Origin of the sequence: Amycolatopsis sp. lyj-90, assembly GCF_046549035.1 — a bacterium.
In the GTDB taxonomy this organism is placed as follows: domain Bacteria; phylum Actinomycetota; class Actinomycetes; order Mycobacteriales; family Pseudonocardiaceae; genus Amycolatopsis.
In genome coordinates this window covers 326,970-350,884 of record NZ_JAJPWP010000002.1, presented here as the reverse complement: position 1 = coordinate 350,884, position 23,915 = coordinate 326,970, and the positions used below count along the sequence as shown (strand labels likewise).

Here is a 23,915-nt window from a genome sequence, read left to right as displayed (position 1 = left end):
TGTCGTTCTAACGCTTCTTATCGCTCACGACCTCCGCGCGAAACCGTGCGAAGCGCTCGAATCGGGTATCAGGATCCGTCCCGCAGTCCCTTGTGGACGGTCGCACCCCGCCAGGCGACAACCAGCCCGCTGGCCAGGGCGCCGGTACCGAGTGGGTTGGGGTACCTGTACCTGGTGTCGCGAAAGCGCCTAGTCCAGCAGGCGCCACAGGTGGTCCGCGGTCCCGTTGTCGTCGTACTGCACGACGATGGCCGAGTCCGCCATGGACATGAGGTCCACGCCGAGGACCTTGCTCGAATTGCGGTTCTGGAGGCGGAACCACCCGTCCCCGTTGTCCAGGAACCGCCAGAGGTGGTCCGCGGTGCCGTTGTCGTCGAACTGGACGACCCGCGCGGAGTTCGCCGTGGACATCTGGTCCACGCCGAGGACTTTGCCGGAGTTGCGGTTCTTGACACGGAACCAGCCATCGCCGTTGTCGATTGTGCGCCACAGATGGTCCGCGGTGCCGTTGTCGTGGAACTGCACGACCTGCGCCGAGTCCGCGGTGGACATCCGGTCCACGCCGAGGAGCTTGCCGGAGTTGCGGTTCTCGATCCGGGTCCAGCCGGTCCGCCACGGCCGTGATCCGCCGGTCCGCGGGAACGACGTCACCCGCAGCCGCGCGGCGCCCATCGGGATCAGGGTGACGCGCTGGACCGGTGTGGTCACGGCGACCGGGCTGTCGGCGAGTTCGTCGATCACGTTCTGCTCGCTCGCCTGCCACGCGTCGATGCGCTGGGCGTCGGTGGTGAGCCGGACCGGGCTGTTCGCCGGGGTGAACGGGTCGAGCGGGTTCCCGCCCGTCGTGGAGACCGTGAACGCGGCCTGCGGCACCAGGCCGTAGTTCCACGCGGAGCCGGGCCGGACCTCGTGGACGGGCCATTGGTCGTCGCCCGCGACCCGGCTCCAGTTCTCCTGGATCGCGAGGGAGAACGTCAGCGGCCCGCGGTCGACCGAGACGGAGCCGTGGTTGCGCGCCCAGACCCGCGTGCGGGTGGTCATCGGCAGCCGCAGGGTGACGCGGTCGCCGGTCCGCCAGACCCGGCGGACGGTTTCGTACCGCGGGCCGCCGCTCACGGCGACCGTGCCACCGTTCACCGACAGCGCCGGTGCCGGGCACCAGCCGGGAATCCTGACCTGGAAAGGGAAATCCGTCGGCTTCGGCAGCGAGAAGGTGAACGTGACGGTGTCGGAGAACGGATAGCCGGTCGTCTGCGTGATGGTCACCGGAGTGCCGCCGGCGACCTTCGCGGTCACCGTGGACGCGCCGTACAGCATCGCGCAGAGACCGCCGCCCGCCGTCGCCTGCCACATCTCTTCGACGTAGTACGGCCAGCCCATCCCGTAGTTGTGCGGGCAGCACCGGTAGTTGTCGATCCCCGGTTCGTACGCCTGCATGGTGAAGTCGTTGTCGAACTGGCTCAACGTCTTCGGCTGCCGGTCGAGCTGGATCCCGTTCGCCGACGTCACGTAGTGCACGCCCCGCCCCGCCGGATCCAGCGCGGCGGGAAGCAGGTTGAAGGCGAGCTCCTCGACGCGGTCGGCCCAGACGGGATCGCCGGTCGTCCTGGCGAGGATCTCGTGGCTCATCATGTACTCGACGATCCCGCAGGTTTCGAAGCCCTGCCGGGGATCGTCGTAGCCGGGCCGGACGTTCTCGTCACCGGCGAAGCCGCCGCCGGGGAACTGGCCGTAGCGGCCCTGGATCCGGTCGTAGTTCGCGTACGCGCTCGCGCGATGCGCCGGATCTCCGGAGAGGACCCAGAACTGGCCCGGTTCGCGGAAGCCCTGGGTGATGTTGACGTTGTGCCCGGTGGGCAGGTTGTCCACCCAGTTCGCCGAGTGCCGGTGGATGGTGCGGACCAGATCCAGCAGGAACGGCTCGCCGGTGCGGTTGTAGAGCCAGTAGACGACGTCGATCGTGTCGGCCCAGCGGGTGCTGCCCCAGCCGTCGGTGTACACGGACACCGGTTGTGCCGCCATGAAACGGAAGTAGCGGCTGAGGAACGGGACGACCCGGGCGTCCTTTGTGTACTCGTCGTACGAGCGCAGCGCGTGCAGCATCGGCATGTGCGGCCAGAGGTCCGCGTGGCCCGACTGCCGGGTGCGCAGCTCGGACGGGCCGAAGTACCCGTCCGGGGCCTGGGTGGCGAGGATCGCGTCGATCCAGCGGCGCGTGTCGGCGAGCACGCGGGCGTCGCCGGTGACGTAGCCGAGATCGCCGTAACCGCGCAGCCAGTACGGCACCTCCTCCCAGCCTTTCAGCTCGGGCCGCGTCCAGCCGGTGTTGTCGAACGCGAGGTAATGCGAGACCTCCTGGTAGCGGCCGTTGAGGCCGTCGAGCTGCTTGCGGAGCTGGGTGGCCAGCCAGCCACCGGCCTTCGCCGAGCCGGGCGGGAGCCGGACCAGGGGAGCGGGCAGGAGCGGCGCGCGGTTCGCCACGTAGGGCGCCGCGGCCGCGGCTGCGGCTTCGGCTGTGGCCTGCGTGCCGACGCCGACGGCGAGGCCTGTCGCGAGGGTGGCTTTGAGGAAGTTGCGGCGGGGGACTGACATGGGGTTTCCCCTTTCCTGGCCCGGTGCGACCAGATTTACATCGTTGATACAACGTTGTAAATCCGCCGTTCGGTCGGTCCGAACGGGCAAATCGGCCGTCGATTCGGGCAATACCGCGGCAAGGTCCACCCGGCGCAGTGTCCTCAATGGACAGAGCGCCGCGGAAAGCTCCCGGTTACCGAGGGGTTCCGTTGTCGGACCGGTGAGAAAGCAACTATTGTCGCCATGACCGCTCATCCGCCAGGGCAGGAGGTGACCGTTGTACGCCGAAGAGCGGCAACGCGCCATCCTCAAGCAAGCCCGGCAGGACGGCCGCGTCGACGTGGCGACACTCGCGGCCGCTTTCGAGATCACCAGCGAGACCGTCCGTCGCGACCTGACGGCGTTGGAGCGCAGCGGGGTGCTGCGCCGGGTGCACGGCGGCGCGATCCCGGTCGAGCGGCTGGGCATCGAGCCCGGCCTCGACGCCCGCGACACGGTGATGACGGTGGAAAAGGACCGCATCGCCACCGCCGCGCTGGACGAGATCCCCGTCGAGGGCGCGATCCTGCTCGACGCGGGCACCACCGTGGGACGCCTGGCCGGCCTCATCCCCGCCGATCGCGAACTGACCGTGGTCACCCCGTCCCTGCCCAACGCCTGCGCCCTCGCCAACCGGCCCGGCATCACGCTGATGCTGGTCGGCGGAAGACTCCGGGGCCACACCATGGCCTCGGTCGACAGCTGGGCTCTCGACACCCTCAAGGACACCTACGTCGACGTCGCCTTCATCGGTGCCAACGGCCTTTCCGTCGAACGAGGGCTCACCACGCCGGACACCGCCGAGGCGATGGTCAAGCGCGCGGCCATCGCCTCCGCGCGGCGGACGGTGCTGCTGGCCGATCACACCAAGATCGGCAACGACCACTTCGCCCGGTTCGGTGACCTCGGGGACGTCGACACCCTGATCACCGACGCCGGCGTCGATCCCCGGATCGCCGACGAGATCACCCAGACCGGCGTCAAGGTGATCACCGTTTGAGGCGAACGGGCGAGCGGCTCGCCGGATACCTGATGACAGCGCCGTTCTACGTCCTGTTCGGCGTTTTCGGCCTCTTTCCCCTGCTCTACACCGCCTGGGTGGCGCTGCACCACTGGCATCTGATCAACGGCGACACCGGGTTCGCCGGGCTCGGCAACTTCGCCGTCCTGCTCCAGGATCCGAACTTCTACAACGCGCTCTTCAACACGGTCAGCATCTTCGTCCTCTCCACCGTCCCCCAGCTGCTGGCCGCGCTCGGGCTCGCCGCGCTGCTCGACCGCCCGTTGCGCGCGCGGACCCTGTGGCGGGCCAGCGTGCTGTTGCCCAACGTCGTCTCGGTGGTCGCGGTGGCGTTGGTGTTCAGCCAGCTCTTCGCCGAGGACTACGGCGTCGTCAACTGGGCGCTGGGCCTGGTCGGTCTCGACCCGGTGGACTGGCGGTCGGACCGGTTCGCCTCGCATGTCGCGGTGAGCGTGATGGTGATGTGGCGCTGGACCGGCTACAACGCGCTGCTCTACCTCGCGGCCATGCAGTCCGTGCCGCAGGAGCGCTACGACGCCGCCATGCTCGACGGCGCGTCGCGCTGGCGGACGTTCTGGTCGATCACCGTGCCCGCGATCCGGCCGACCATCGCCTTCACCGTCGTCGTCTCGACCATCGGCGGACTGCAGCTGTTCGCCGAACCGCAGCTGTTCGACGACACCGGCACCAACGGGACCGGCGGCGCCGACCGGCAGTTCCAGACCCTCGCCATGTACTTGTACGAGAAGGGGTTCGGCGAGTTCGACGCCGGATACGCGGCGGCCATCGCGTGGCTGCTCTTCCTGTTCTCGGCGGGCTTCGCGCTGGTCAACTTCTCGCTCGTGCGCCGGATCCGGGGCGGTGAGTGAGGCGTGGCGGCCAGGGAACGGACCGGTTTCGTCGTCTACGGGCTGCTGCTCGCCGTCGGCATCGCCTCGATCTTCCCGCTGTACTGGTCGTTCGTGGTGTCCTCCAAGGACAATTCCGCCCTCGGCGAGACCACCCCGCCGCTGCTGCCCGGCGGCAACCTGATCGAGAACGTGGGCAAGGTCTTCGAGACCGTCGACTTCTGGCTGGCGATGCAGAACTCGCTGATCGTCGCCGGTACGGTGACCGTCTCGAACGTGCTGCTCTCCAGCATGGCCGGATTCGCCTTCGCGCGCCTGCGGTTCCCCGGCCGCGACTCGCTCTTCCTGGTCGTCATCGGCACCGCGATGGTGCCCGCCCAGCTCGGGGTCATCCCGCTCTACCTGGTGGTCGGCGAACTCGGCTGGTACGGGCGGCTGGAGGCGGTGATCGTGCCCGGGCTGGTCGGCGCCTTCAGCGTGTTCTGGATGCGGCAGGCGTGCGAAGAAGCGATCCCGGGCGAACTGCTCGACGCGGGTCGCGTCGACGGCTGTTCGACGGCGCGGCTGTTCTGGAGCGTCGCCATGCCCGCCATCCGCCCCCAGGCCGCCGTGCTCGCGATGCTGACGTTCATGACCGCGTGGAACGACTTCTTCTGGCCCTTGATCGTGCTCGATCCCAACGCGCACCCGACGGTCCAGGTGGCACTGTCGCGGCTGGCCAGCGGCTACTTCACCGACTACTCGCTGATGCTCACCGCGGCCACGCTCGGCGTCCTGCCGGTCATCGTGCTGTTCATCCTGCTGGCCAGGAAGGTGGTCGACGGCGTCATGCGCGGTGCGCTGCGGGGCTGAGTCCCGTCGCGCGCCACCCCCCGGGACGCTATGAAAGGCCCGTTACTTGCGAAATTTGCAAGTAACGGGCCTTTCATAGCACTTCAGGGACCCGTGACCGGGCCGCTCACGCTCCTGCGAGACCGTTGCGCGCCACCACGTCCGCGTAGAACCGGGCGCTGTCCTTGAGCGTCCGCTCCTGGGTGCCGAAGTCGACGTGCACGAGGCCGAAGCGCTGCGTGTACCCCATGGCCCATTCGAAGTTGTCCAGCAGCGACCAGGCCATGTAGCCGCGGATGTCGGCGCCGCGTTCGATCGCGTCGTGGACGGCGGCGAGGTGCTCGGCGAAGTACCGCACGCGTTTCGTGTCGTGCACGCGACCGTCCACGACCTCGTCCTCGAAGGCGGCCCCGTTCTCGGCGATCACGAGCGGCAGGCCGGGGCAGTGGTCACGCAGCCACAGCAGCAGATCGGTGAACGACTCCGGGCGCTGCTCCCAGCCGAGCGAGGTCAGGTCACCGCGGGGTGGCGTGACGTCCATCCCGCGCAGGCCGGGCAGTGGGCAGTTGCTGTCGGCCTCGGGGTCGGCGAGCGGGACCGCGCGGGCGGGCGCGTAGTAGTTGACGCCCAGGACGTCGAGCGGCTGCGCGATGAGGTCCAGATCGCCGTCCGCGATCGCCGCTTCGAGGGTGCCGAGATGCTCCAGATCCGCCAGCAGCTCGGGCGGATAACCGCGGCCGAGCAGCGGGTCGAGGAAGAACCTGTTGTGCAGGAAGTCGAATTTGCGCGCGGCCTCGCGGTGCTCGGCGTCGTCCACGTCGGTCAGCACCGGGGCGAAGTTGAGCACGATGGACACTTCCTGCTCACCGCCACCCGCGCGCAACGCCTGCGCGGCCCGCCCGTGCGCGAGCATCAGGTTGTGCCCCGCCACCAGTGCGGCGCCCTCGTCCCGGATGCCCGGCGCGTGGTCGCCGTTGCCGTAGCCGATGAAGGCGGCGCAGAACGGTTCGTTGATCGTGGTCCATTGCCGGACGCGGTCGCCGAGTGCCTTGTGGACGGTCAGGGTGTAGTCGGCGAAGAGACTCGCGACGTCGCGGTTGGGCCAGCCGCCTTCCTCCTGCAAAGCCTGCGGCAGATCCCAGTGGTAGAGCGTGACCATCGGGGTGATCCCGTGCTCCAGCAACGTGTCGACAAGACGATCGTAGAAGGCGAGCCCGCGCGGTTCGATCGTGCGGCCGTCCGGCATGACCCGTGACCACGCGACCGAGAAGCGGTAGTACGGCACGCCGAGTTCGCTCAGCAGGCCGACGTCCTCGCGATAGCGCCGGTAGTGGTCGCACGCCGGGTCGCCGGTGGCGCCGTCGAGCACCAGGCCCGGTCGCGCGGTGAAGGTGTCCCAAATGGACGGTCCGCGGCCGTCGGCGGTCGTCGAGCCCTCGATCTGGTACGCCGCCGTGGCCGTTCCCCAGCGGAACCCGGCCGGAAACCCGCGTGTCACGCCGTCCCCGCTCATTTGGCGGCCGCGGCGCGGCCTTCGGTCGCGGCCTGGGTCCAGGCCTGATCGAGCGTTTGCCTTCCCTCTTCGACCCGGCCGAGCGCGTGCCCGTACACGGGCCGCACCTCACCGTCGCGCAGCCCGCGATAGTTCGGGCGGAGGGCTTCGGCGGACGCGGCGAAGATCTTGCCGACCGGCGCGTCGCTGAAGTACTTGCTGGTGTGGGAAAGCACGGCGCCGTCCTGGTAGGCGCCCAGCGCGCTCGGCAGCAGGCCGCTTTCCAGGAAGATCCGCTTCTGCTGTTCCGGCGCGGTGAGCCAGACGGCGAGGTCGTAGGCCTCCTTGCGGTGCTCGCCCTGTTTCGGGACGGTCAGGAACGACCCGCCCCAGTTGCCCGCCTTGCCGGGAACCGAGGTGACGTCCCATTTGCCCGCGAGTTCCGGGCCGCCCGCCTCCTCGATCTGGGTGAGCATCCAGGCGGGACAGGTGATGGCGGCGAACCGGCTTTGCTTGATCGCCACCGTCCAAGGCTGGGTGAAGGTGGTGACGGCGGCCGTCTCCTTCTTCAGCGCCATCCCGCCCGCCAGGTCGAAGGCCTTGCGCACGTTCGGGTTCGTGTCGCCGACGAACGTGTCGTCCTTGGCGAAGTAGTTCTCCTGAGCCTGGTTGAGCATCGCCGTGTAGATGGTGCCCGCCGAGTCGGCGAACTTGACGTCCGGCGCCCTCGAACTGAACTTCTCCCCGGTTTCGGCGAACTTCTCCCAGGTCGGCCACAGCGCGGCCACCTGGTCGCGGTCGGTCGGCAGACCGGCGTTCGCGAACAGGTCGCGGCGGTAGCAGAGGGCGAGGCTGCCCATGTCGGTGCCGAGGCCCATCACGAACTTCCCGTCGTTCGCGGTGCCCTGGTCCCATTTCCAGCCGGGCCAGTTCGTGCGGAGGCCCTGCGCGCCGAATTCGGACAGATCGGTGAACTTGTCCGTGGATTGACGGAACTTGGGGAGGTACTGCTCCTCGATCGCCACCACGTCCGCGCTGCCGCGTCCGGCGCCGAGGCCGGTGGCGAGCTGACGGTGGTGCGTCTCGAAGTCGGCGACCCGGCCCTCGACCGTGATCCCCGGATGCGCCTTCTCGTACTCGTCGAAGAGCTTCTCGTAGCCGAACTCGCCGAAGGTGGCGACGGTCAGCTTGATCGGTCCGCCGGATTCCGCCGGCTTTCCCGAACAGCCGGTGAGCAGCAGCGCGAAGGCCGCCAATCCGGCCAGCAGGCGGGTCATGGCTCTCCTCGGTCGTGCGCGATTCACGGACTGCAGGCGAATTATGTCGTGGTGATCGGGCGGTGGCAGCGCGTGCCGTCCGTTGGGACAACCGCGTTGCCCGAAGAGACGGCTCACGCGAGCCGTCTCGGCAACTGATCGCCGACGGTCAGCCGGGAATCGGCGTGCAGTTTGGTCAGCACCCGGGACACCAGCGACTGCACCGTCCGCCTCGGCAGGCTCAGTTCCGCGGCGATCTCCGGATTGGACAGTTTCGCCGCCACCAGCCGCGCGACCCGCAGTTCCAGCGGCGACAGCGCCCCGGCGTGGCGGGGACCCCGCTCGGCACGGCTCAGCACGCCGTGGCGGCGCAGCCTGTTTTCCGCCCGGCGGATGTTCCAGCCCGCGCCGACCTGCCCGAGTACCTCGCACGCCTCGGTGAGCGCCTGGGTGGCCGCTTCGAGGTGGCCGGTGCGGCCGAGCAGTTCGGCGGCGTCCTCCAGCGAGGCCGCGAGTTCGATCGGGCGGCGGACCTCGCGATAGTGATCGGCCGCGGCCAGCACGCCTTCGGGATCGCCGTCGATCAGCGCGCGGCACCGGGCGGCGGCCGCCGCGGCCCTCGCGGGCACGGTCTCCTGGCTCGCTTCCTCGGCGCAGACGGCGAGCGCTTCCCTTGCGAGGTCGTCGTTCCCGGCCGCGAGCGCGATCCGGACGACGTCGGGAAGCCATTGGTGCCGCAGCATCATCTGGGCGAAGTCGGGGCGCAGCACCGGTGCGAACAGCCGCAGCGCGTCGTCGAGCCGGTCACGCTGCTCGGCGGCCATCGCCTGGGCGGCGAGGTAGAAGTCGCAGCTTTCGCGCTCGGAGGAGTTCGACGGCGAGTGTGCCTCGGCCGCTTCCAGATGCGCGCGGACGGAGACTCGTTCGTTCCGGTGGCCCGCGATGAGGGCGGCGACCCCGTGCAGCAGCAGGGCGGCGGCCCCCGGCTCGCGCACGCCGTAGAAGGTGATCGCCGGGCCGTCCTCGGTGACCGAGTCCAGTTCGGCCAGCGCCTCGTCCCAGCGGCCGGTCCAGTAGTAGTGCACGGCCGCCGAGACCTGCGGGCCGGTCGGCAGGCCGTGCCGCGCCGCCGTCTCGTACCCGGCGTGCAGCGTGGCGTCGGCCTCGTCGAGACGGTCGAGGTTCTGCAGGGTGAAGAGGCGGTTGTCGAGCAGGTCGAACCGCAGCGTCGCCAGGTCGGCTTCGTCCCCGGTGGTCTCGAGCGCGGCGTCGACCGCGGTCAGCGCCCGGTCGTGCTCGCGGCGGATCGAATGCACGAGCCACAACGTCTGCTGCGCGTGCGCGGCGGGATACCGTTCGCCCGCCTCGACGGCCTCGGCGTGCAGGCCCCGCGCGATCCGTTCGGTCTCGCCGAGATCGTCGAGCGTGCCGCGCCGGAAGTTGGCGAGCAGGGTGCGGGTGCTGGTCCGCCACAGTTCCGGCATCGACGGGTCGTCCGCGGTGTCGGCGAGCGCCTCGATCGCGCCGGGGGTGTCGCCCCGGCGGTAGCGCAGCGCGGCGAGGACATGCCGCATCTGCGCCAGATCCGCCTTGTCGCCGACCGTCTTCACCGCCTGCTCCGCCTCGGCCTCCGGGTCTTTTTCGAGCCGGAACAGCACGCGGACCAGCGCGGCGATCAGCGTCTCCCGTTGCTCGCGGGTGGGCACCGTGCTGTCGAGCGCGCCGCGGAGGAGGTCGGCCGCGATGTGCGGGGCGCGGTTGGACACCGCGATGTGGTTGCCGGTGAGCCAGCCGACCAGCCACGGGTCGACCGGCACCGGCTCGGCCGCCAGTTGCTCGGCGACCCGTTTGATCGGCGCGCCACCGCGTGCGAGCGCCTCGGCGGCGCGCCGGTGCAGCGCGGCGCGGACCGGTTCGGCGATGCCGCCGTAGAGCGCCTGCCGCTGGAACGGATGGTGGAAGGCGAGTTTGTCGCCCGCGTACTCGATCACCCCGGCGGTGGTGGCCGGTTCGAGATCCCGCAGGACCTCCAGCGGGCTCTTGCCCGCCAGCGCGGCGAGGTCCTCGACCGCGAACTCCGCGCCCAGCAGCGAGGCGGTGCGCAGGATGTCGGTCGTGGCCGGGTCGAGGCATTCCAGCGTGCGGCCCACCGCCGCCAGCAGCGATCGCGGCGCGTTCTCGCTGCCGTTGAGCGTCACCTCGGCCACGCCCGCCTTGATCCGCAGCGAGCCGGTGCGGACCAGGTCGTGCGCGATTTCCCTGGCGTAGAGCGGATTCCCGGCCGCGCGCCGGACCAGCGGGCGCAGGCTCGGGCCCAGTTTCGCCGCGAGGATCACCTCGAAGACCGCGGTGACCTCGTCGTCGGTCAGCACCTCGACCGGCATGATCTCGCCGTCCCTCGCCTCGATCCCGCGGCGCAGCTGGGCGAGGTCCCGGCGGCCGTGCCCGGTGCGCGTGGCGGCGACCAGCAGCAGCGGCAGCTGGCGGGTGGCGGCGGCGAGGCGTTGCCAAAGCAGCACACTGGCCTCGTCGGCCCAATGGAGATCGTCGATCACCAGCACCAGCGGGCCCGCCGCGCAGGTCTCGTCGACCAGTGCCAGCAGTTTGTCCACGGTGGACAGGATCGGGTCGGTGGGGCCCCAGTTCCCGTGCGCGGGCTCGGCGTGCAGCTCACCGGCCAGTTTGGCCTTGGCCGGATCCGCGGCGCCGTGGTGCACCCCGAGGCATTCCATGATCACCTGCAGCGGAAACCGTTGCTGGAGCTCGTCGGCCGCGGTCCAGGCGAGCTGGCAGCCGCGTGCCGCCGCGCCCGCCAGCCCGGCGATCAGCAGCTCCGACTTGCCGATCCCCGGTTCGCCTTCGAGCCAGACCGGACGCCCGCGCCCGGCGAGCAGGTCGGTGACGAACCCGTCCAGCCGTTCGACCTGACGGGCCCGGCCGGGCAGCTGACCCTGGCCGCCGCGTTCGATCGCCTTGGCCACCGGCGGCGGCACGACGCGCACCGGAACCGGTTTCGATCCGGTGACAGGTTTTTCGGTGCCGTCAAGGATGCGCTGATGGAGTTCACGCAGCGGGGCGCCGGGCTCGACGCCCAGTTCGTCACGGAGCACGCGCCGGGCATCGCGGTAGACGGTCAGCGCTTCGATCTGCCGCCCGCTGGCGTGCAGGGCGCGCATGAGCGTCTCGTGCAGCGTCTCGCGCAACGGGTGCCGCTGGACCAGCGCGGTCAGCTCGGCCACCAGTTCACGGTGGTCGCCGAGGCCGAGCAGCGCGGTGGCCCGCAGTTCGGTGGCGGTCAGCTGGAGTTCGGAAAGCCGGACGCGCTCGGCTTCGGCGAACGGGCCCGGTACGCCGGAGTAGGCCTCGCCGCGCCAGCGGCCGAGCGCGGTGGTGAGCCGGGCGGCCGCGCCACGCTGATCCGCGTGGGCGAGCAGGAGTTTCCTGGCGTCGGCGGCGTCCCGTTCGGCCAGGTGGACGTCGAGCGCCTCGCGGTCCAGCCGCAGCACGTAGCTCGATCCGGACGAATGCAGCACCTCGTGCGCGGCGCCGCCCGCCTTGCGGATCGCCCCGCGCAGACCGGAGACGTAGGTGTGGACACTGCCGGTGGCGCTGGCCGGCGCCGAGCCGCCCCAGACGTCGGCGATCAGTTCACCGAGCGAAACGGACTGGCCGCACCGCGCCGCGAGGGTGGCGAAAACCGCGCGCTGGCGGGCGGGCCCGAGCTTCAGCTCGACGTCTTCGAGCCAGGCACGGGGCGGCCCGAGCAGCTCGACGCGCAGCCCGTTCGTCACGCCGGCTCCATTTCTCGTCCTCACCGAAAGTGGCCGGATCACTACCGTGGTCCCCGCAGTTTAGGACGTACGCGTGGCGGTTCGGTTGCGCACCCGGGTGTGGGTCAGACGACGCCGCGCTGAGGCGGGACACCGGGGCGGGCGAGGGCGTGCAGCGGCGCGCACCAGGGCTGCGCGGCCCCCGTCGTGCGGGCGGTGGGCCAGGAGTTCTCCGTGCCCGTTTCGGGCAGCAGAAGCGCGGCGAGTTCGCCGGCCAGGCTTTGGTGCTGCTCCTCGGTGAGGTTCCGCTGGTGCGAAAGCAGGTGGAGCAGTTCGACGGCGGGCCCGGTGGACAGCACGCCGACGTTGTCGAGCAGCCATTGCGGGATCCACCGTGCCGTCAGCTCGTCGCCCACCTGGAGCAGCTGCTCGGCGACGCGGTCCGCGGGCGCGCCGGAGCCCACCATGGTCGCGGCGATCTCCTGGTGCAGCACGGCGCGGATGGCGGGCGGGGTGTTCGCGGCGAACACCGAACGCACCAGGGGGACGCGGAACCGCAGGCGATCCCCTTCGGTTTCCAGCACGCGCGCGGCGAGCGCCTCCTCGACCGCTTCGATCAGCGCCCGCAGCTCGCGGCCGGTCACACCGGTCAGGTCGGCGACCGTGAACGACGAGCCGAGCAGCGCGGCCGAGGTCAGCGTTCGCTTGCACGCCACGGAAAGCGTGGCGAGATGATCTTCCACCACGGCGGTGATCCGGCGGTGCGGCGCGGCCGCCAGGTCGTGGCCTTCGGCGAATTCGGTGAACAGCTCGCACAGGTAACCGGCGTTGCCCGCGGTGTACTCGGCGGCGAACCCGAGGAAGTCCTCACCGGGATCCCTGGCCAGGGTCTCCTCGGCGAGCGCGGCGACGGCCGGGCCGTCGAACGGCGGCAGCGAGACGATCTCGCCGTCGAGCCGCGAGCGGAGGACGTCGAGCGTGCGGCGCCGGGGGAGCGGGCGCGCGGAGCCGATCAGCAGCAGCGGCAGGTGCGTGGTGAGCCGGTGCAGGCGCTGCCAGGCGAGCAGGCTGTCCTCGTCGGCCCAGTGCAGATCCTCGAAGACGAGTACCCGCGGCCCGTCCTCGCACAGTTCGGTGACCGTCCTGGTGAGATTGTCGAGCGCCTCCCCGCCGAGGCAGTCGGCGATGAGGCTCAGCGGGACCGCGCTGGTCAGTTCGTCGGCTTCGACCCAGCGCGTCCGGTTTCCCGCCGTGGCGAGGGCCTCCGCCAGGAGCGCGCTCTTGCCGCTGCCCGCCTCGCCGTCCAGCCACACCGTCCCGCCGCGGCCTTCGTCCAGCAACGCGGACAGGTGACGGCGCAACCGGCCCAGTTCGAACTCGCGGCCGACGAAGGCGGACGTCCGTTCGGGCAGCGCCCGCGTCGGCCGGTGGCGGTCCGGCTGGTCCTGGTGGTGCAGTGACGGGTCGCCGTCCAGGACCCGCTGTCGCAGCGCCAGCAGCTCCGGACCGGGTTCGAGACCGGACTGCTCGATGATCGTCTCGCGGGCGCTGTCGAACGCGGCCAGTGCTTCGGCCTGCCTGCCGGACCGGAACAGCGCGGTGACCAGCATGCGGTGCAGGCCTTCGTGCAACGGATGGCGCTCGACCAGCACGGCCAGCTCGCCCACGAGGTCGCGATAGCCGCCCAGGTGCAACGCGACCTCGGCCTGGCGTTCGAGCGCGCCCATGCGCAGTTCGTTCAGCCGGGCGCGCTGGGTTTCGGCGAAGGGACCGGGGATGCCGGTCAGCGCGGAACCCCGCCACTGAGCGAGCGCCGAGCGCAGTGACTCCAGCTCCCGGTGGTGCTCGCCCGCGAGCCGGTAGGTGCGGGCCCGTTCCAATTCGGCTTCGAAGACGTGGACGTCGACCTGCTGTCTCGGCAGGTCGAGGCTGTAACCGGCGCGGGTGGCGACGAGCGGCTCGCCCACGGGCTCCAGCGCGCGGCGCAGCGCGGAGACGTAGGTGTAGACGATGCCGGTGGCGCTGTCCGGGGGCCGCTCACCCCACACGGCGTCGATGATGTCCTTGCGGGAGACGAACTGGCCGGCGTGCAGGGCGAGCGCGGCGAACACCGCTTGCCGCTGAGCGGGCCCCAGGGCGATCTCGCCGGAGCCGTGCCGGGCGGGGGCGCCGCCCAGTAGCCGCACCGTCAGCGAGGGAACCTCGTCCATGACCTGCCGCCTGTGCGTCCGACTTCCGGAAAGAGCATCGCGCCCGGGGAAAATCCTAGTGGGGCCGTTGTGGGTTTCGCAATCAATCGGACACTCAGCGTGTGGGTTTCGTCCGCTGGTCATGAGACATTCTCGCGTTTTGCCAGGGCGGTCCGGTTCAGGGGGTTCACCACCGTGAACGGGGTCGAGGTCGGTGCCCGTTCATGTGGTTTTCAGGATGTGGACAGCCGAGGGGCGACTGGGCAAAGCCGGACGTTCTCGGGGGCAGAGTGTCGTCCGGCCCTGTTCCCTGGCATGCGTGGCTGTGCATGCTGTGTCGGTGAGCCAGGATCAGGAGCGATTCGCCGGAGATGTCCTGCTCGGCCTCGCCCACGACGGCAGGCTGATGCTCGACGCCGACGAGGCCGAAGCGCGCGTCGCCGAGCTCCGGCGGACGCTGGCCTACGGGTACGCCCTGCTCGCCGACCCGGACTACACCGGACCCGAGGACAGGCTCCGCGAGATCCTCGACGAACTTCCCAAGTACGTGGAGGCGTTTCAGCTGGCCACGAAGTTCTTCACGCCTCGTTGAGAACTCGTGGAGAGTTCGTGAAGAGCTCCTTCGCAGACTGTGTCCCATCCGACTGGGGCCGCGGATCAAGCGGAGGGGACAGAGTGGACACGGAAACCCGACAGATCACCGTGGCGGTGCACGCGCCCGATCCGATCACCACGGCGGGCCTGGCCAGTCAGCTGGGCACGCAGCAGGGGATCGACATCCGGGACTGGGAGCAGCGCGCCGACACCGACGTACTGGTGTTCGCCGCCGAATGGCTCACCCCCGAGATCGTGCTGTGGCTGCGACGGCTCGCCTCCGAGGACGGCAAGCCGGTGGTGCTCGTGGTGAGCCAGATCAGCGAGGCGGAACTGGTGCCCGCGATCGAATGCCGGGTGGTGGCGGTCCTGCCGCGTTCGGCGACGACCGGTGAGCGGCTCGCGCACGCCGTCCGCGCGGCGGCCTCCGGCGGCGGGGTGCTCCCGCCGAGCCTGCTCGGCGAACTGCTCAAGCACGTCGAACGGCTGCAGCGCGAGGTGCTCGACCCGATGGGCGTCAACACCGCCGGGCTCACCACGCGGGAGATCGACGTCCTGCGCCTGATGGCCGACGGCAAGGACACCGTCGAGATCGCGGGCGAGCTCTGCTACTCGGAACGCAGCGTGAAGCACATCATCCAGGGCATCACCGGACGGCTGAAGCTGAAGAACCGGCCGCACGCCGTCGCGTACGCCGTGCGAGCGGGAGTCATCTAGAACGGGCTGAAGGGGCCCATGGCCGCATGTCACGCGACGAAGGGCGCTTTCGTCGCGTCGGATGCGGGGAAAGTCCCCTTCGGCTCACGTCCTCAGATCAGCCCGGCCCGGATGGCGGCGGCCACCGCCTCCGCCCGGTTCCGCAGCGCCAGCCGGTGCTGGGCCTGGTGCAGGATGTTCTTGATGGTCCGCTGCGAGTAGCCCATCGCCGCGCCGATCTCGACGGTGTCCTTGCCGTCGGCGATCATCCGCAGCACCCGGATCTCGCGTTCGCGGAACCGCGAAGACTCGTCGGGGCCGCCCACCAGGGCGTCATACCCGGCGGCCAGCCTCGCGGCGGTGGTCGAGACCGCCGTCCGCGCGGCCAGGACCTCCGCGATCAGCAGTTCGGTCCGGGCCGCCCGATGCGGCAGCGCGCGGCGCACCCCGGCGGCCGCGGCCGAGCGGTAGCCCTCCGGCGGCAGCGGCCCGGTGATCAGGACGCCGGGCAGGCCGCCCTGTTCGGACACCGCGCGCCGGAGAACCGGGAGATCGTGGTCGACCGGATCCTCGGCGGCCACCAGCACGTCCGCGCCCCGTGCGCCGGGTGGGACGACTTCGAGCGCCTCGGCCTGCGACAGCATGCCGACCACCCCCGCCAGGGTCAGCGGGTCGGCCGCGTGGACGGCCACCCGGAGGTCCGGCCCGCTCACGAGGCGTATCGGCCGTTCAGCAGCGCCGTGGCCAGTTCGATCCGGGAGCGGTAGCCGGTCCGCGTGAAGAGCAGGCTCAACCGTCCCTCCACGCTCTTCTGGCTCGTCTGCAGCGCGGTCGCCAGTTGTTCGTTCGTCAGCCCTTCGCCCGCCAGCAGCGCCAGCAGGTGCTCGTTCTCGGCGACCGTCTCCTGCGGGCCGCCGGGAATCTCGAGTCCGTTCTCCCGCATCAGATTCCGCAGCCGCGCGCGGTACAGCAGCGCGTCCAACGACCCGAGCACCTCGTACACCTCGGTGAGCACCTTCGGCTCCGTCGCGCCGTGCCGGACCAGCCGTTCGGCCGCGACGGCCAGTTCGAGTGGTTGCGCGCGTTCGCGGGCCAGCCAGAGACCTTCGCCGGCGGGCTCGCGGCCGAGGCAGGCCCGGACCAGATGGCGATGCAGCAGCACCCGCCCGGTCGGCATCGCGGAAGCGAGGTCCTCCAGCGCGTCGAGTGCCTTCTTCGCTCCCGCGCGGTCGTTGTTCCGCAACGCCAGTTCGGCGAGGTCGGCCCAGGCGACGTCCGTGCCGACGGCGAGTCCGCAGGTGGCCGCGTGCAAGCGTTTGGCGGCGCGGTCGGTTTCGCCCAGCGCGATGTCGACCCGCGCTTCGGCGATGTCGAGCAGATGCGCCAGCATCGGCGCGGTGGCGCGGGCGGCGGTCAGCAGTTCCCGCGCCGCGCTGAACCGTCCCTGCGACAGCAGGACTGACACGGTCGACAGGTGCATCGCGGTCGAGCCGGTGTCGTAGCCGCGCCGCGAACGGTCGGCCACACTGCGGTGGGCGAAGTCGACCGCGCGGGCGGAATCGCCACGCATGGCCGCGAGCAGTGAACGTTCGCTGTCGCGCAGACCGGTTTCCGGGAAGACCTCGTCGGCGAGCAGCTTTTCCGCGCGTGCCCGTTCGCCCAGCACCAGCAACGCGGTGACGTACGAGGTGATCTGGTCGTTCCGGGGCCGCCTCGCCGTCCTCAGCGGCCACCGCTCGCGTTCGGTCAGGTTCGCACCGAACCGCGCGGAGCGGCCTGCCCACAGCTCGGCCAGGCCGCCGAAGAGTTCGCCCAGCATCGCGGAAACCGTCGACTCCGTGCGCCACGAATCGTTCTCCGCCAGCAGTTCGGCCGCTTCGGCCCACCGGTCCAGCAGGCTCAGCGCGATCGCGCTCGACGCCACCGACCATTCCGGCGGGTTCGCGGCGATCCTCGTCAGCTCGGCCGTGTTGCCGGAGTTGTGCAGCGCGCAGACGGCGATCGACTGCGCTTCCTGCGCGGCGTCGGCGGAAAGCCGGTCGGGGAATTCCTCAAGCAGCCGCCGTGTGCCCGCGAGACTCTGTTCGTGATCGCCGTTGAGGTGGCACCACATGGTGTGGAGGAGGGTCACCCTCGCGCGTTGTGGCCGGTCCTCGGTCAGCTCGACGGCGGCGCGCAGCCACCGCGCGCCGCGGGTGGTCTGGTCGTCGGGCAGGAAGGCCGCGTTGTCGAGCAGTTCGGCGAGCGCGCGCCGCGGGTCGATCAGCTTGCCCGCCTCGGCGATCCGGTCGGCGAGATAGTACGGGTCGGACGTGTGCGCGGTCCCGTTCCACAACGCGGTGACGGCGGCCGCGGAGAACCGCCGCCGCTCGAAGGGGCCGAGTTCGGCGATCAGCGCGTAAGCCACCACCGGCACGGTGAACCGCCATCCGCGGCCGCGGTGCAGCACCCCGTCGGCGCGCAGGACTTCGAGGATCGCCAGGGTTTCCGCGGGATCCTGCGCCAGCACCCCGCTGATCAACGACGGCATCGCCTCGCCGAGCGGATGCAGGACGGCGGCCGCCTTCGCGACCGCGAGCCGCTCGGGATCCAACGGCACGGACCGCAACGGCACCGCGGTCCCGGGGACGAGATACGCGCGCCGGTCGACGATCCGGATCGCGCCCTGCGCGCGCAGCAGGTCCAAGGCCTGGCGCAGCGCGGCGGGTACACCCCGGCTGAGTTCGTGCAGGCGGTCCCGCAGCGAAGCACTCGGAACGGCGCCCAGCGCTTCGACGACCGGTCGCGTGATCTCCTCCGCCTTCAACGGCAGCAGCCGCACGGGATGCACCAGGCCGTCGGCCCGCAGCCGCCGCACGAGGGCGAGTCCTTCGCCCACCTCACGGACCGGAGTGCGAGTGGCGCAGATCAACCGCGCGGAAGTACCGTCCAGCCGCCGGATCAACGCCTCCAGGACGGCCAGCGAGTCGCGGCCCATCCACTGGGTGTCGTCGAGCATCAGCACGTGCCCGCCACCGCCGAGGATCGGCGCGGCCACGGCCCGTGCCGCGCGCCCGGCCACCGCGGGGTCGTCGGCCGCGCCCGTCGCCGGGGCGGGCCAGGGAAAGCCGCCGGGGGCCAGGTCACCCGTCTGTGTGAACCGCGCGCTCGAAACCCCGTGCCCTGACTCGCAAAGCCGCTCGCGCAACCGGGCGAGCAGCGTGGTCCGGCCGGCGCCCGCCGGTCCGGTCACCCATACGCAGGGGGCGCCCGTGCCGGTGACACGCTCCAGGATCTGCTCGGTCACCTCGTCCACGCCGCCATCTTGAGCCGACCCGGCGGCCGTGACGTGGTCGTCCGGCGGGTTCTGGCCCGTATGGACGGTGGGTCCGCCCGAAAGCCGCGACCGGATGCGCGCCGGCGGTCGGCCGGCGCACATCCGTCTGCGCGGGACCGGTGGATGTCCGGTGCGGTGCCTTCCCCGGGGGGTTGGTGAGGAAAGCACCGAATCCAGGACGTCACCGGCGCCGCACGGCCGCATGGGGGAGCGGACGTGGCGACGCCGCGGCCGGGCGGGGCATGAGCCCCTGGTCCGTCACCGGCCGCTTCCTCGAAGCTAGCGTGGTCCGGCCCCGGCGCGGCGGTTTTCGGACCGCACGGCCGGAGGCACTGACCGAAAGGGCAGCGCGGAGGTCAGGCCGCGAGCGGGCCGAAGACAAGGGTGCCTGGCGCTCCGGCGTCGTCACCCGCCCAGAACTCCAGCCACAGCGCGGCGAACTCGTTCCGGGACAGCATTCCGTCGCCGTCGGAGTCCAGCAGCGGGAACGTGGCGTCGGTGTCGGTCGGGCGGCCGTTCCAGACCTCGATCAGCCGGCGGTACTCCGCCGCGGAGATCAGGTCGTCGCGGTTCTCGTCGATCGCTTCGAACATCGCGTCGGCGGTCGCGATCACGGCCTCGGGCGTGTCCGGCAGTTTGTCCACCACCAGCAGGACTTCGTCGAGGGAGACCTTGTCGTCGCGGTCGAGGTCCGAGGCCGCCAGCAAGGTCGTCCACCAGCTCAGCATGATGCCGGTCAGGCGCGGCCCGTCGCCGGGGCCGCGCTGTCGCGTCCAGCGGTCGGCCAGGGCCTGGAAGTCCCGCTCCTGAAGGAAACCGTCGCCGTCGACGTCCATCGCGGCGAAGACACCGGAGATCTTGCGCCGTTGCAAGTCGCTTGCCATGCGACCGAACGATAGGACCGGACTCCGCCGGGACACATCGGCCATTCAGGGCCCCGGCGAACCACGATCGGGGGACGGGCGCTCACTCGGATTGCGGTGGCTGCGTCGAAGGAGGAAGGCCCTTGATGATCTTCGCGACGAGGACTTCGAGTTCGGCCCGGATCTGGTCGGTGGTGGAGCCGGCGGCGATGCCCCGGGTGACCCGCAGCAGGTCCGTCACCGTTTCCGTCTTGTGGTCGAAGATCTCGGCGGTCGCCCGTGCCTTGGCGGCGAGTTCCTGCGCCGCGACGAGTTCGTCACCGGAGCCTTTGATCAGCGCTTCGACGGTGCTGACCAGACGTTCCAGAATGCGGTACACCGCCCGGGCCGAGAATCCGCCGAGAAGCGCGAGCAGCGGACGGGTCAGGAGCACGCTGACGCTCGTGGAGGCGGGAGCGTTCGCGGTGGTCGCCGCGGGTTCCACGATGAGAAACGCCAGCGCCGTCCCGGCGAGGCCGCCGAGGATGATCAGGTTGGTGTACCTGCCTTCCAGGCCTCGTTCGAAGGAGCCGCGGGAGAGCTGACGGCTCAGGGCGAACATGACGTAGAAGATCCCGCCGATGACCGAGGCGAGCGCGGTGACGAGGATGTCCAGCCAGAGCGGGGCACCGGAACTCGTCCGCCAGATCTGGAGGGCCACGAAGGCGGTGAACAGCGCCATCGCGAGGAAGGCGAGGGAGCGCGCGTATCTGGTGGCACCGAAGTAACGGCGGACTCCGTGGGCTTCTTCGTCGGCGAGGAGCTCGATCGTGTTCGGGTTCGCCGGTGCCACGGCGGCGACGAGTTGTTTGTGGGCCTCGGTCAGTTTGCTGAGTGGCAGCGGGGTGTAGAGCGTGTCATCGAACTGGGGATCCGCTTCTCTCCGTGCGACGTCCACGATGTCGATCGCGTCGGCGGGGAGGGACAAGCCGCTCTTCGTGCCGTAGCGGATCATCGCCAGGCATTGGTCGAGGACGGTCAGGCGGGGGTTGTAGGCGTCGACGCGGTCCCGCTTGCGTCGCGGTTTCCACTCCGCGGATCCACCCCAGCGCCGCTCGTGTTCGTTCGGCTCCTTGAAATCGGGACTGTCGTTGAGGGACATGGTGTGCCTCGCATCCGGAGAATGATCTGCCTGGCAGTCGTCGATTCCCTGTCGTGCGTTGCGTGCCTGCCCGGATCGTTATTCGGTGAGCGCGTCGAGGATCAGGGCCTCTGGCCACCTCTGGCGCATGCTTATGCTTCTTGGTCATTCGATAACTAAGGGCGAGTTTCTTGGCTTTGGCCTGAGCCGTCGAACCGGGGTTTTGTGAGAGGGCGGCTGCCATCGCATGCATTCCCCAGTGTGCGCTCGGCCTTGTCTCGCATGAGGAAGGTCGGCACGATACCGGCAATTGCCGACGGCGCCGCCAACCGTCGGCGTGATTCAGGCGGTTATTCCTGGCTATGTTCCGTTGGGACGTGGCACGCCTCGCGCATGCGCCTCCGCCGTCAAATGACACCCCGTCTTCAACGTCAACATGCTGCTCGTCCCTGTGGTCGACCCGCTTCCGGACGACAGCGTGAGGTCGGCCCCGAAACCGTCGAGCAGGTGGAACTCACGGTACGTCGGCTTGTTGACTTCGAGCCCCTTCTTCGTGAAGCCGTGTTTCCCGGCCGCATCGGTGAGCGCCTGCGTCACCTTCGGCCAACCGGCCTCGGCGACCTCATTCGGTGAGCCCCAGGCGGTGTACGTCGTCGTCACATCGTGCAGGTCGACCGCGCGGAAGGCATTGCACCCCGAGTCGACGCGGGCATCTTGTCCGACCTTCCAGTCCTTGAGCCCGACATCGGCCAGTGTCGTCTGGAGATCGGCAAGAACCTGGCGGTAGGTCTTCTGGGCGTCCTCACTGCTCGGGCGTTTGAGGAGTTCGCCGAACTGCTGCTGGGTCGACATGCCGTCCTTGCTGTGGGCGTTGTCGAGGTAGTCCGGGCCGCTGTCGCACGCCGTGCTGGTCAGCAGGACGGCGAGCACCGCCCCGGCGATCCGATTGGACGTTCGGAGGGCGTGCTTCATGGGTTTCACCTGGGCTTACTTCGAGACGGTCAGGTCGGGAAGGCCGGCGATCACCGCGGCCATGTTGTACTTGCTCGTACTGTCGGTGCCCTCGGGCGTGGTGAGCGTGTACTCGCTGTGGCCGGTCGACGCGGCGAGCGGTAGGCCGTCGAACTTCGAGGTCGCCTCGTGAGTGGCGAGCTGCTTCATGCCGTCCATGCTGCCGGGGTCCTCACCGAACCGCCCATGCGTGAGGTTGCCGACGTCGGCCACCGGATCGCCGTCCGCCTCGAGCGTATAGGCATGGCCTTCGGGGATGTGCAGTTGCTCGATCGAGCGGCCCGCGATGCCGTCCCCGTAGGGCTGGTCAGAGATACCAGGCGAGCCGAAGAACACGGCGTCGTCCACGCCAGTGTCGCTATGCAGGGCGATCCCCGTGGTGAGGGAGCCGTACGAGTGTCCGAGGGCGGTGAGGTGCGGGTCGTCTGGCCGGGACATGTTGATGCCCTGGTCGAACCTGGCGAGCTTTTCGGCACCATCCCGCGCCGCGCCGCCACCAATGACGTCGACGTAGTCGCCTAGGTTGCCGGTCGCGGGGGGTTCATAACCAAGCCATGTCACCGTGGCAACCGATTGCCCGGTGGGGTCGTTGAGCATGCGGCTCGCGCTGTCCCGCACGGTCTGCATGTCGTTCACGTAGCCGTCGAGATTCTTCTCCACTGCCGAATTCATGCCCGGCGTGAACACGGAAACGTGCTTGGCGATGTCGACGTCACCATTGGCGACTGCGGCCTTCACCTTGTCGCCGGTCATATCGAGCGACAAGAGCTGTTTGTCAGCCTTGGGCTTGCCGTCCGGGCCGAGCATGATGCCGTTGATCTTGTCGAGCGCGCCGAGCCGCTCGTCGAGTTTGCCGAGCTTCTCCTGGTAGTCGCGGACGAGCGGGCGGTCGCGGCCGAGGTCGTCTGGTGCGTGCCGCATGAGCTCGGTGCGCTCCTCGAGGAGCTTCTGTTTCTCGTCCGCAAGGAGCGCGAGGTTCGCTTTGCTTCGGGCCCAGGCGGCCACGCCGTCCCGGTTGCCCACCAGGCCAGGGTGGTCCTTGATCAAGCGCTCTTGCTGCTGTTTCGAGAGGGAATCCCACCAGGCCGCGTTGGCCGCCGGACCCGCGTCGACGGCCGGCGGGGAAGAGATCGACAAGGAGCCAAGTGCCTCTCCGGCGTTTCCTGCCGCGGCCAGGCTGGTGCCCTCGCCACTGGCGTCGAGAGTGTGCCCGGAAATGGCGGGCTCGAGCACGGCGCAGAAGTCGTTGTCGACGTCCTCGGCGGAAAGCAGCGTCTGCTTCACGCGCTCACCGAGCTCCGAGGCAACCGCCTTCCGTTCCCGCTCGACGTCCTCACGCTGGTCTTCCGGAGTGTCCGGTGGCAGGCCCCTGTCGGTGATCCCGCCGTCGTCACCGATCAAGAAGTTGTGCGCCCGTGCCAGCTCCTCGGCTTCCTTGAAGCCGGCGAGGACACCGGTGGCCGCGTCGGCGACGTCACCACTCGCGCGGCGGATGGCCGCGATCTCGGCCGCCCACTCCTTGCCTTCTTCGATCAGACGCTGCGAAGCTCCGGCCGCCGCGGTCGCCGCCGTGCCTGACCAGCCGCTCGGCATGACAGCGTCCTCGAAGTCTTCGGAACAGGCGAGCAGCTGTAAGTACTTGCCGTTGAGCGCGGCCGACATGTTCGAAAGGACGCTCGGGTTCCAGCGTCGAAGATCGCCCCAGGACACCATCAGCTGGCCTTCGGCCCGCCGTGAGCGACCGTGACACGCAGATCTTGCTGGGCGGCCGCCTCGTTGGCGCGATAGTTCGCGACGGCCTTGCCCAAGTCACCGGAGTACGCCTCCCAGGCTCCGGCCCAACGCCGCCCTTTGCCCGACCACGCGCTCTTCAAGGCCGCCAGTTTGCCCGCCGAACGCGTACCGGGAAGTCCGGCGTCACCCTCCGGGACGACACCGGCAGCGTCGAGCCCGCGGGCGTCGTCGACCAGCCTTCCCGCGGCCTTGCCCGCTTCGTCGATCTCTCCAAGTACGGCCTCGTACCCAGCCATCTGCCACACCCCTCCCAAGGTGACGCGTGTGCTGTCTCCGTGACCTTACGACAACAGCCGGTCACCTGTGAACCACATCCGCCCAGGTCGGGGAGGGCTACTCAAGCTCGGTGAGCAGAACTACTCAGGCGCGCGGAGTTCGTTATTTGCACCGCGTTCGGCCGCGGATTCGACGATCGCGCTGCTTCACGTCGGTGCTGGGCTCGCCGCGGAGACTCAGGCTGTGAATGCCTGATGGCCCGGACAGGTCGAGCTTGGACCTAAG

At 69.9% G+C, this 23,915-nt stretch carries 17 protein-coding genes; 5 read left to right on the top strand and 12 right to left on the bottom strand.

Going from position 1 to position 23,915, the window contains the following annotated elements:
- Positions 1 to 189: 189 nt before the first annotated feature.
- Entirely contained in the window at positions 190 to 2,592 is a 2,403-nt protein-coding gene (locus ACLJPX_RS07260) for a beta-L-arabinofuranosidase domain-containing protein (RefSeq protein ID WP_410599337.1), read from the bottom strand.
- 259 nt (positions 2,593 to 2,851) lie between these two features.
- Here ACLJPX_RS07260 and ACLJPX_RS07255 point away from each other — a divergent pair, with 259 nt between their 5' ends.
- Genes ACLJPX_RS07255 through ACLJPX_RS07245 form a run of 3 tightly spaced genes read left to right on the top strand, consistent with a single transcriptional unit; the run spans position 2,852 to position 5,334 of the window.
- Positions 2,852 to 3,613 carry a DeoR/GlpR family DNA-binding transcription regulator gene (locus ACLJPX_RS07255; RefSeq protein ID WP_410599336.1) on the top strand — a complete coding sequence of 254 codons (762 nt, stop codon included), beginning with the start codon at positions 2,852 to 2,854 and terminating at the stop codon, positions 3,611 to 3,613.
- A complete protein-coding gene (locus ACLJPX_RS07250; protein ID WP_101608966.1) occupies positions 3,610 to 4,503 on the top strand; it encodes a carbohydrate ABC transporter permease in 894 nt (297 codons plus the stop codon). Before ACLJPX_RS07255 ends, ACLJPX_RS07250 begins: the two co-directional genes overlap by 4 nt.
- 3 nt (positions 4,504 to 4,506) lie before the next feature.
- Positions 4,507 to 5,334 (top strand): carbohydrate ABC transporter permease, encoded by an 828-nt coding sequence (locus ACLJPX_RS07245; protein WP_410599335.1) that lies wholly within the window; start codon positions 4,507 to 4,509, stop codon positions 5,332 to 5,334.
- Positions 5,335 to 5,440: 106 nt separating this feature from the next.
- Here the strand turns inward: ACLJPX_RS07245 and ACLJPX_RS07240 are convergent, their stop codons facing one another.
- The 4 genes from ACLJPX_RS07240 to ACLJPX_RS07225 all read right to left on the bottom strand — a co-directional run bounded on the left by ACLJPX_RS07240 (position 5,441) and on the right by ACLJPX_RS07225 (position 14,041).
- Positions 5,441 to 6,811: a GH1 family beta-glucosidase gene (locus ACLJPX_RS07240; protein ID WP_410599334.1), complete on the bottom strand. Its 1,371-nt coding sequence runs from the start codon at positions 6,809 to 6,811 to the stop codon at positions 5,441 to 5,443.
- A gap of 11 nt (positions 6,812 to 6,822) precedes the next feature.
- The gene (locus tag ACLJPX_RS07235; protein ID WP_410599333.1) at positions 6,823 to 8,082 is read right to left on the bottom strand and encodes an ABC transporter substrate-binding protein; all 1,260 of its coding nucleotides are present in this window, start codon (positions 8,080 to 8,082) and stop codon (positions 6,823 to 6,825) included.
- 113 nt (positions 8,083 to 8,195) lie between these two features.
- Positions 8,196 to 11,852, bottom strand: coding sequence for a BTAD domain-containing putative transcriptional regulator (locus tag ACLJPX_RS07230; protein ID WP_410599332.1), 3,657 nt, complete (start codon positions 11,850 to 11,852; stop codon positions 8,196 to 8,198).
- Positions 11,853 to 11,956: 104 nt separating this feature from the next.
- Positions 11,957 to 14,041: a BTAD domain-containing putative transcriptional regulator gene (locus ACLJPX_RS07225; RefSeq protein ID WP_410599331.1), complete on the bottom strand. Its 2,085-nt coding sequence runs from the start codon at positions 14,039 to 14,041 to the stop codon at positions 11,957 to 11,959.
- Positions 14,042 to 14,360: 319 nt separating this feature from the next.
- On the opposite strand from ACLJPX_RS07225, the gene ACLJPX_RS07220 reads away from it, so the two are divergent.
- Together ACLJPX_RS07220 and ACLJPX_RS07215 are read left to right on the top strand one after the other, a co-directional pair.
- Positions 14,361 to 14,612, top strand: coding sequence for a hypothetical protein (locus ACLJPX_RS07220; protein ID WP_410599330.1), 252 nt, complete (start codon positions 14,361 to 14,363; stop codon positions 14,610 to 14,612).
- An 83-nt stretch (positions 14,613 to 14,695) separates the two neighbouring features.
- On the top strand, positions 14,696 to 15,331 hold the full coding sequence (locus ACLJPX_RS07215) for a helix-turn-helix transcriptional regulator (protein WP_101608961.1): 636 nt from the start codon (positions 14,696 to 14,698) through the stop codon (positions 15,329 to 15,331).
- A 92-nt stretch (positions 15,332 to 15,423) separates the two neighbouring features.
- Here the strand turns inward: ACLJPX_RS07215 and ACLJPX_RS07210 are convergent, their stop codons facing one another.
- The 7 genes from ACLJPX_RS07210 to ACLJPX_RS07180 form a co-directional block, all read right to left on the bottom strand.
- Positions 15,424 to 16,023, bottom strand: a complete 600-nt coding sequence (locus ACLJPX_RS07210) for a helix-turn-helix transcriptional regulator (RefSeq protein WP_410599329.1) — start codon at positions 16,021 to 16,023, stop codon at positions 15,424 to 15,426.
- On the bottom strand, positions 16,020 to 18,605 hold the full coding sequence (locus tag ACLJPX_RS07205; RefSeq protein ID WP_410599328.1) for an AAA family ATPase: 2,586 nt from the start codon (positions 18,603 to 18,605) through the stop codon (positions 16,020 to 16,022). The genes ACLJPX_RS07210 and ACLJPX_RS07205 overlap by 4 nt, the downstream gene beginning before the upstream one ends.
- Before the next feature lie 377 nt (positions 18,606 to 18,982).
- A complete protein-coding gene (locus ACLJPX_RS07200; protein ID WP_410599327.1) occupies positions 18,983 to 19,510 on the bottom strand; it encodes an EF-hand domain-containing protein in 528 nt (175 codons plus the stop codon).
- A gap of 82 nt (positions 19,511 to 19,592) precedes the next feature.
- Positions 19,593 to 20,630 (bottom strand): hypothetical protein, encoded by a 1,038-nt coding sequence (locus ACLJPX_RS07195; protein WP_410599326.1) that lies wholly within the window; start codon positions 20,628 to 20,630, stop codon positions 19,593 to 19,595.
- A 339-nt stretch (positions 20,631 to 20,969) separates the two neighbouring features.
- Positions 20,970 to 21,581 carry an LppA family lipoprotein gene (locus tag ACLJPX_RS07190; RefSeq protein WP_410599325.1) on the bottom strand — a complete coding sequence of 204 codons (612 nt, stop codon included), beginning with the start codon at positions 21,579 to 21,581 and terminating at the stop codon, positions 20,970 to 20,972.
- A gap of 15 nt (positions 21,582 to 21,596) precedes the next feature.
- Positions 21,597 to 23,333, bottom strand: a complete 1,737-nt coding sequence (locus ACLJPX_RS07185) for an alpha/beta hydrolase (protein WP_410599324.1) — start codon at positions 23,331 to 23,333, stop codon at positions 21,597 to 21,599.
- Positions 23,333 to 23,650 carry a hypothetical protein gene (locus tag ACLJPX_RS07180; protein WP_410599323.1) on the bottom strand — a complete coding sequence of 106 codons (318 nt, stop codon included), beginning with the start codon at positions 23,648 to 23,650 and terminating at the stop codon, positions 23,333 to 23,335. The genes ACLJPX_RS07185 and ACLJPX_RS07180 overlap by 1 nt, the downstream gene beginning before the upstream one ends.
- Between the last annotated feature and the right edge of the window lie 265 nt (positions 23,651 to 23,915).

Excerpts from the sequence above, each read along its gene's own strand:
- ACLJPX_RS07260 (WP_410599337.1), bottom strand. The coding sequence starts at position 2,592 with ATGTCAGTCCCCCGCCGCAACTTCCTCAAAGCCACCCTCGCGACAGGC.
- ACLJPX_RS07235 (WP_410599333.1), bottom strand. The coding sequence starts at position 8,082 with ATGACCCGCCTGCTGGCCGGATTGGCGGCCTTCGCGCTGCTGCTCACC.
- ACLJPX_RS07225 (WP_410599331.1), bottom strand. The coding sequence starts at position 14,041 with ATGGACGAGGTTCCCTCGCTGACGGTGCGGCTACTGGGCGGCGCCCCC.
- ACLJPX_RS07200 (WP_410599327.1), bottom strand. The coding sequence starts at position 19,510 with ATGGCAAGCGACTTGCAACGGCGCAAGATCTCCGGTGTCTTCGCCGCG.
- ACLJPX_RS07195 (WP_410599326.1), bottom strand. The coding sequence starts at position 20,630 with ATGTCCCTCAACGACAGTCCCGATTTCAAGGAGCCGAACGAACACGAG.
- ACLJPX_RS07190 (WP_410599325.1), bottom strand. The coding sequence starts at position 21,581 with ATGAAGCACGCCCTCCGAACGTCCAATCGGATCGCCGGGGCGGTGCTC.
- ACLJPX_RS07185 (WP_410599324.1), bottom strand. The coding sequence starts at position 23,333 with ATGGTGTCCTGGGGCGATCTTCGACGCTGGAACCCGAGCGTCCTTTCG.
- ACLJPX_RS07180 (WP_410599323.1), bottom strand. The coding sequence starts at position 23,650 with ATGGCTGGGTACGAGGCCGTACTTGGAGAGATCGACGAAGCGGGCAAG.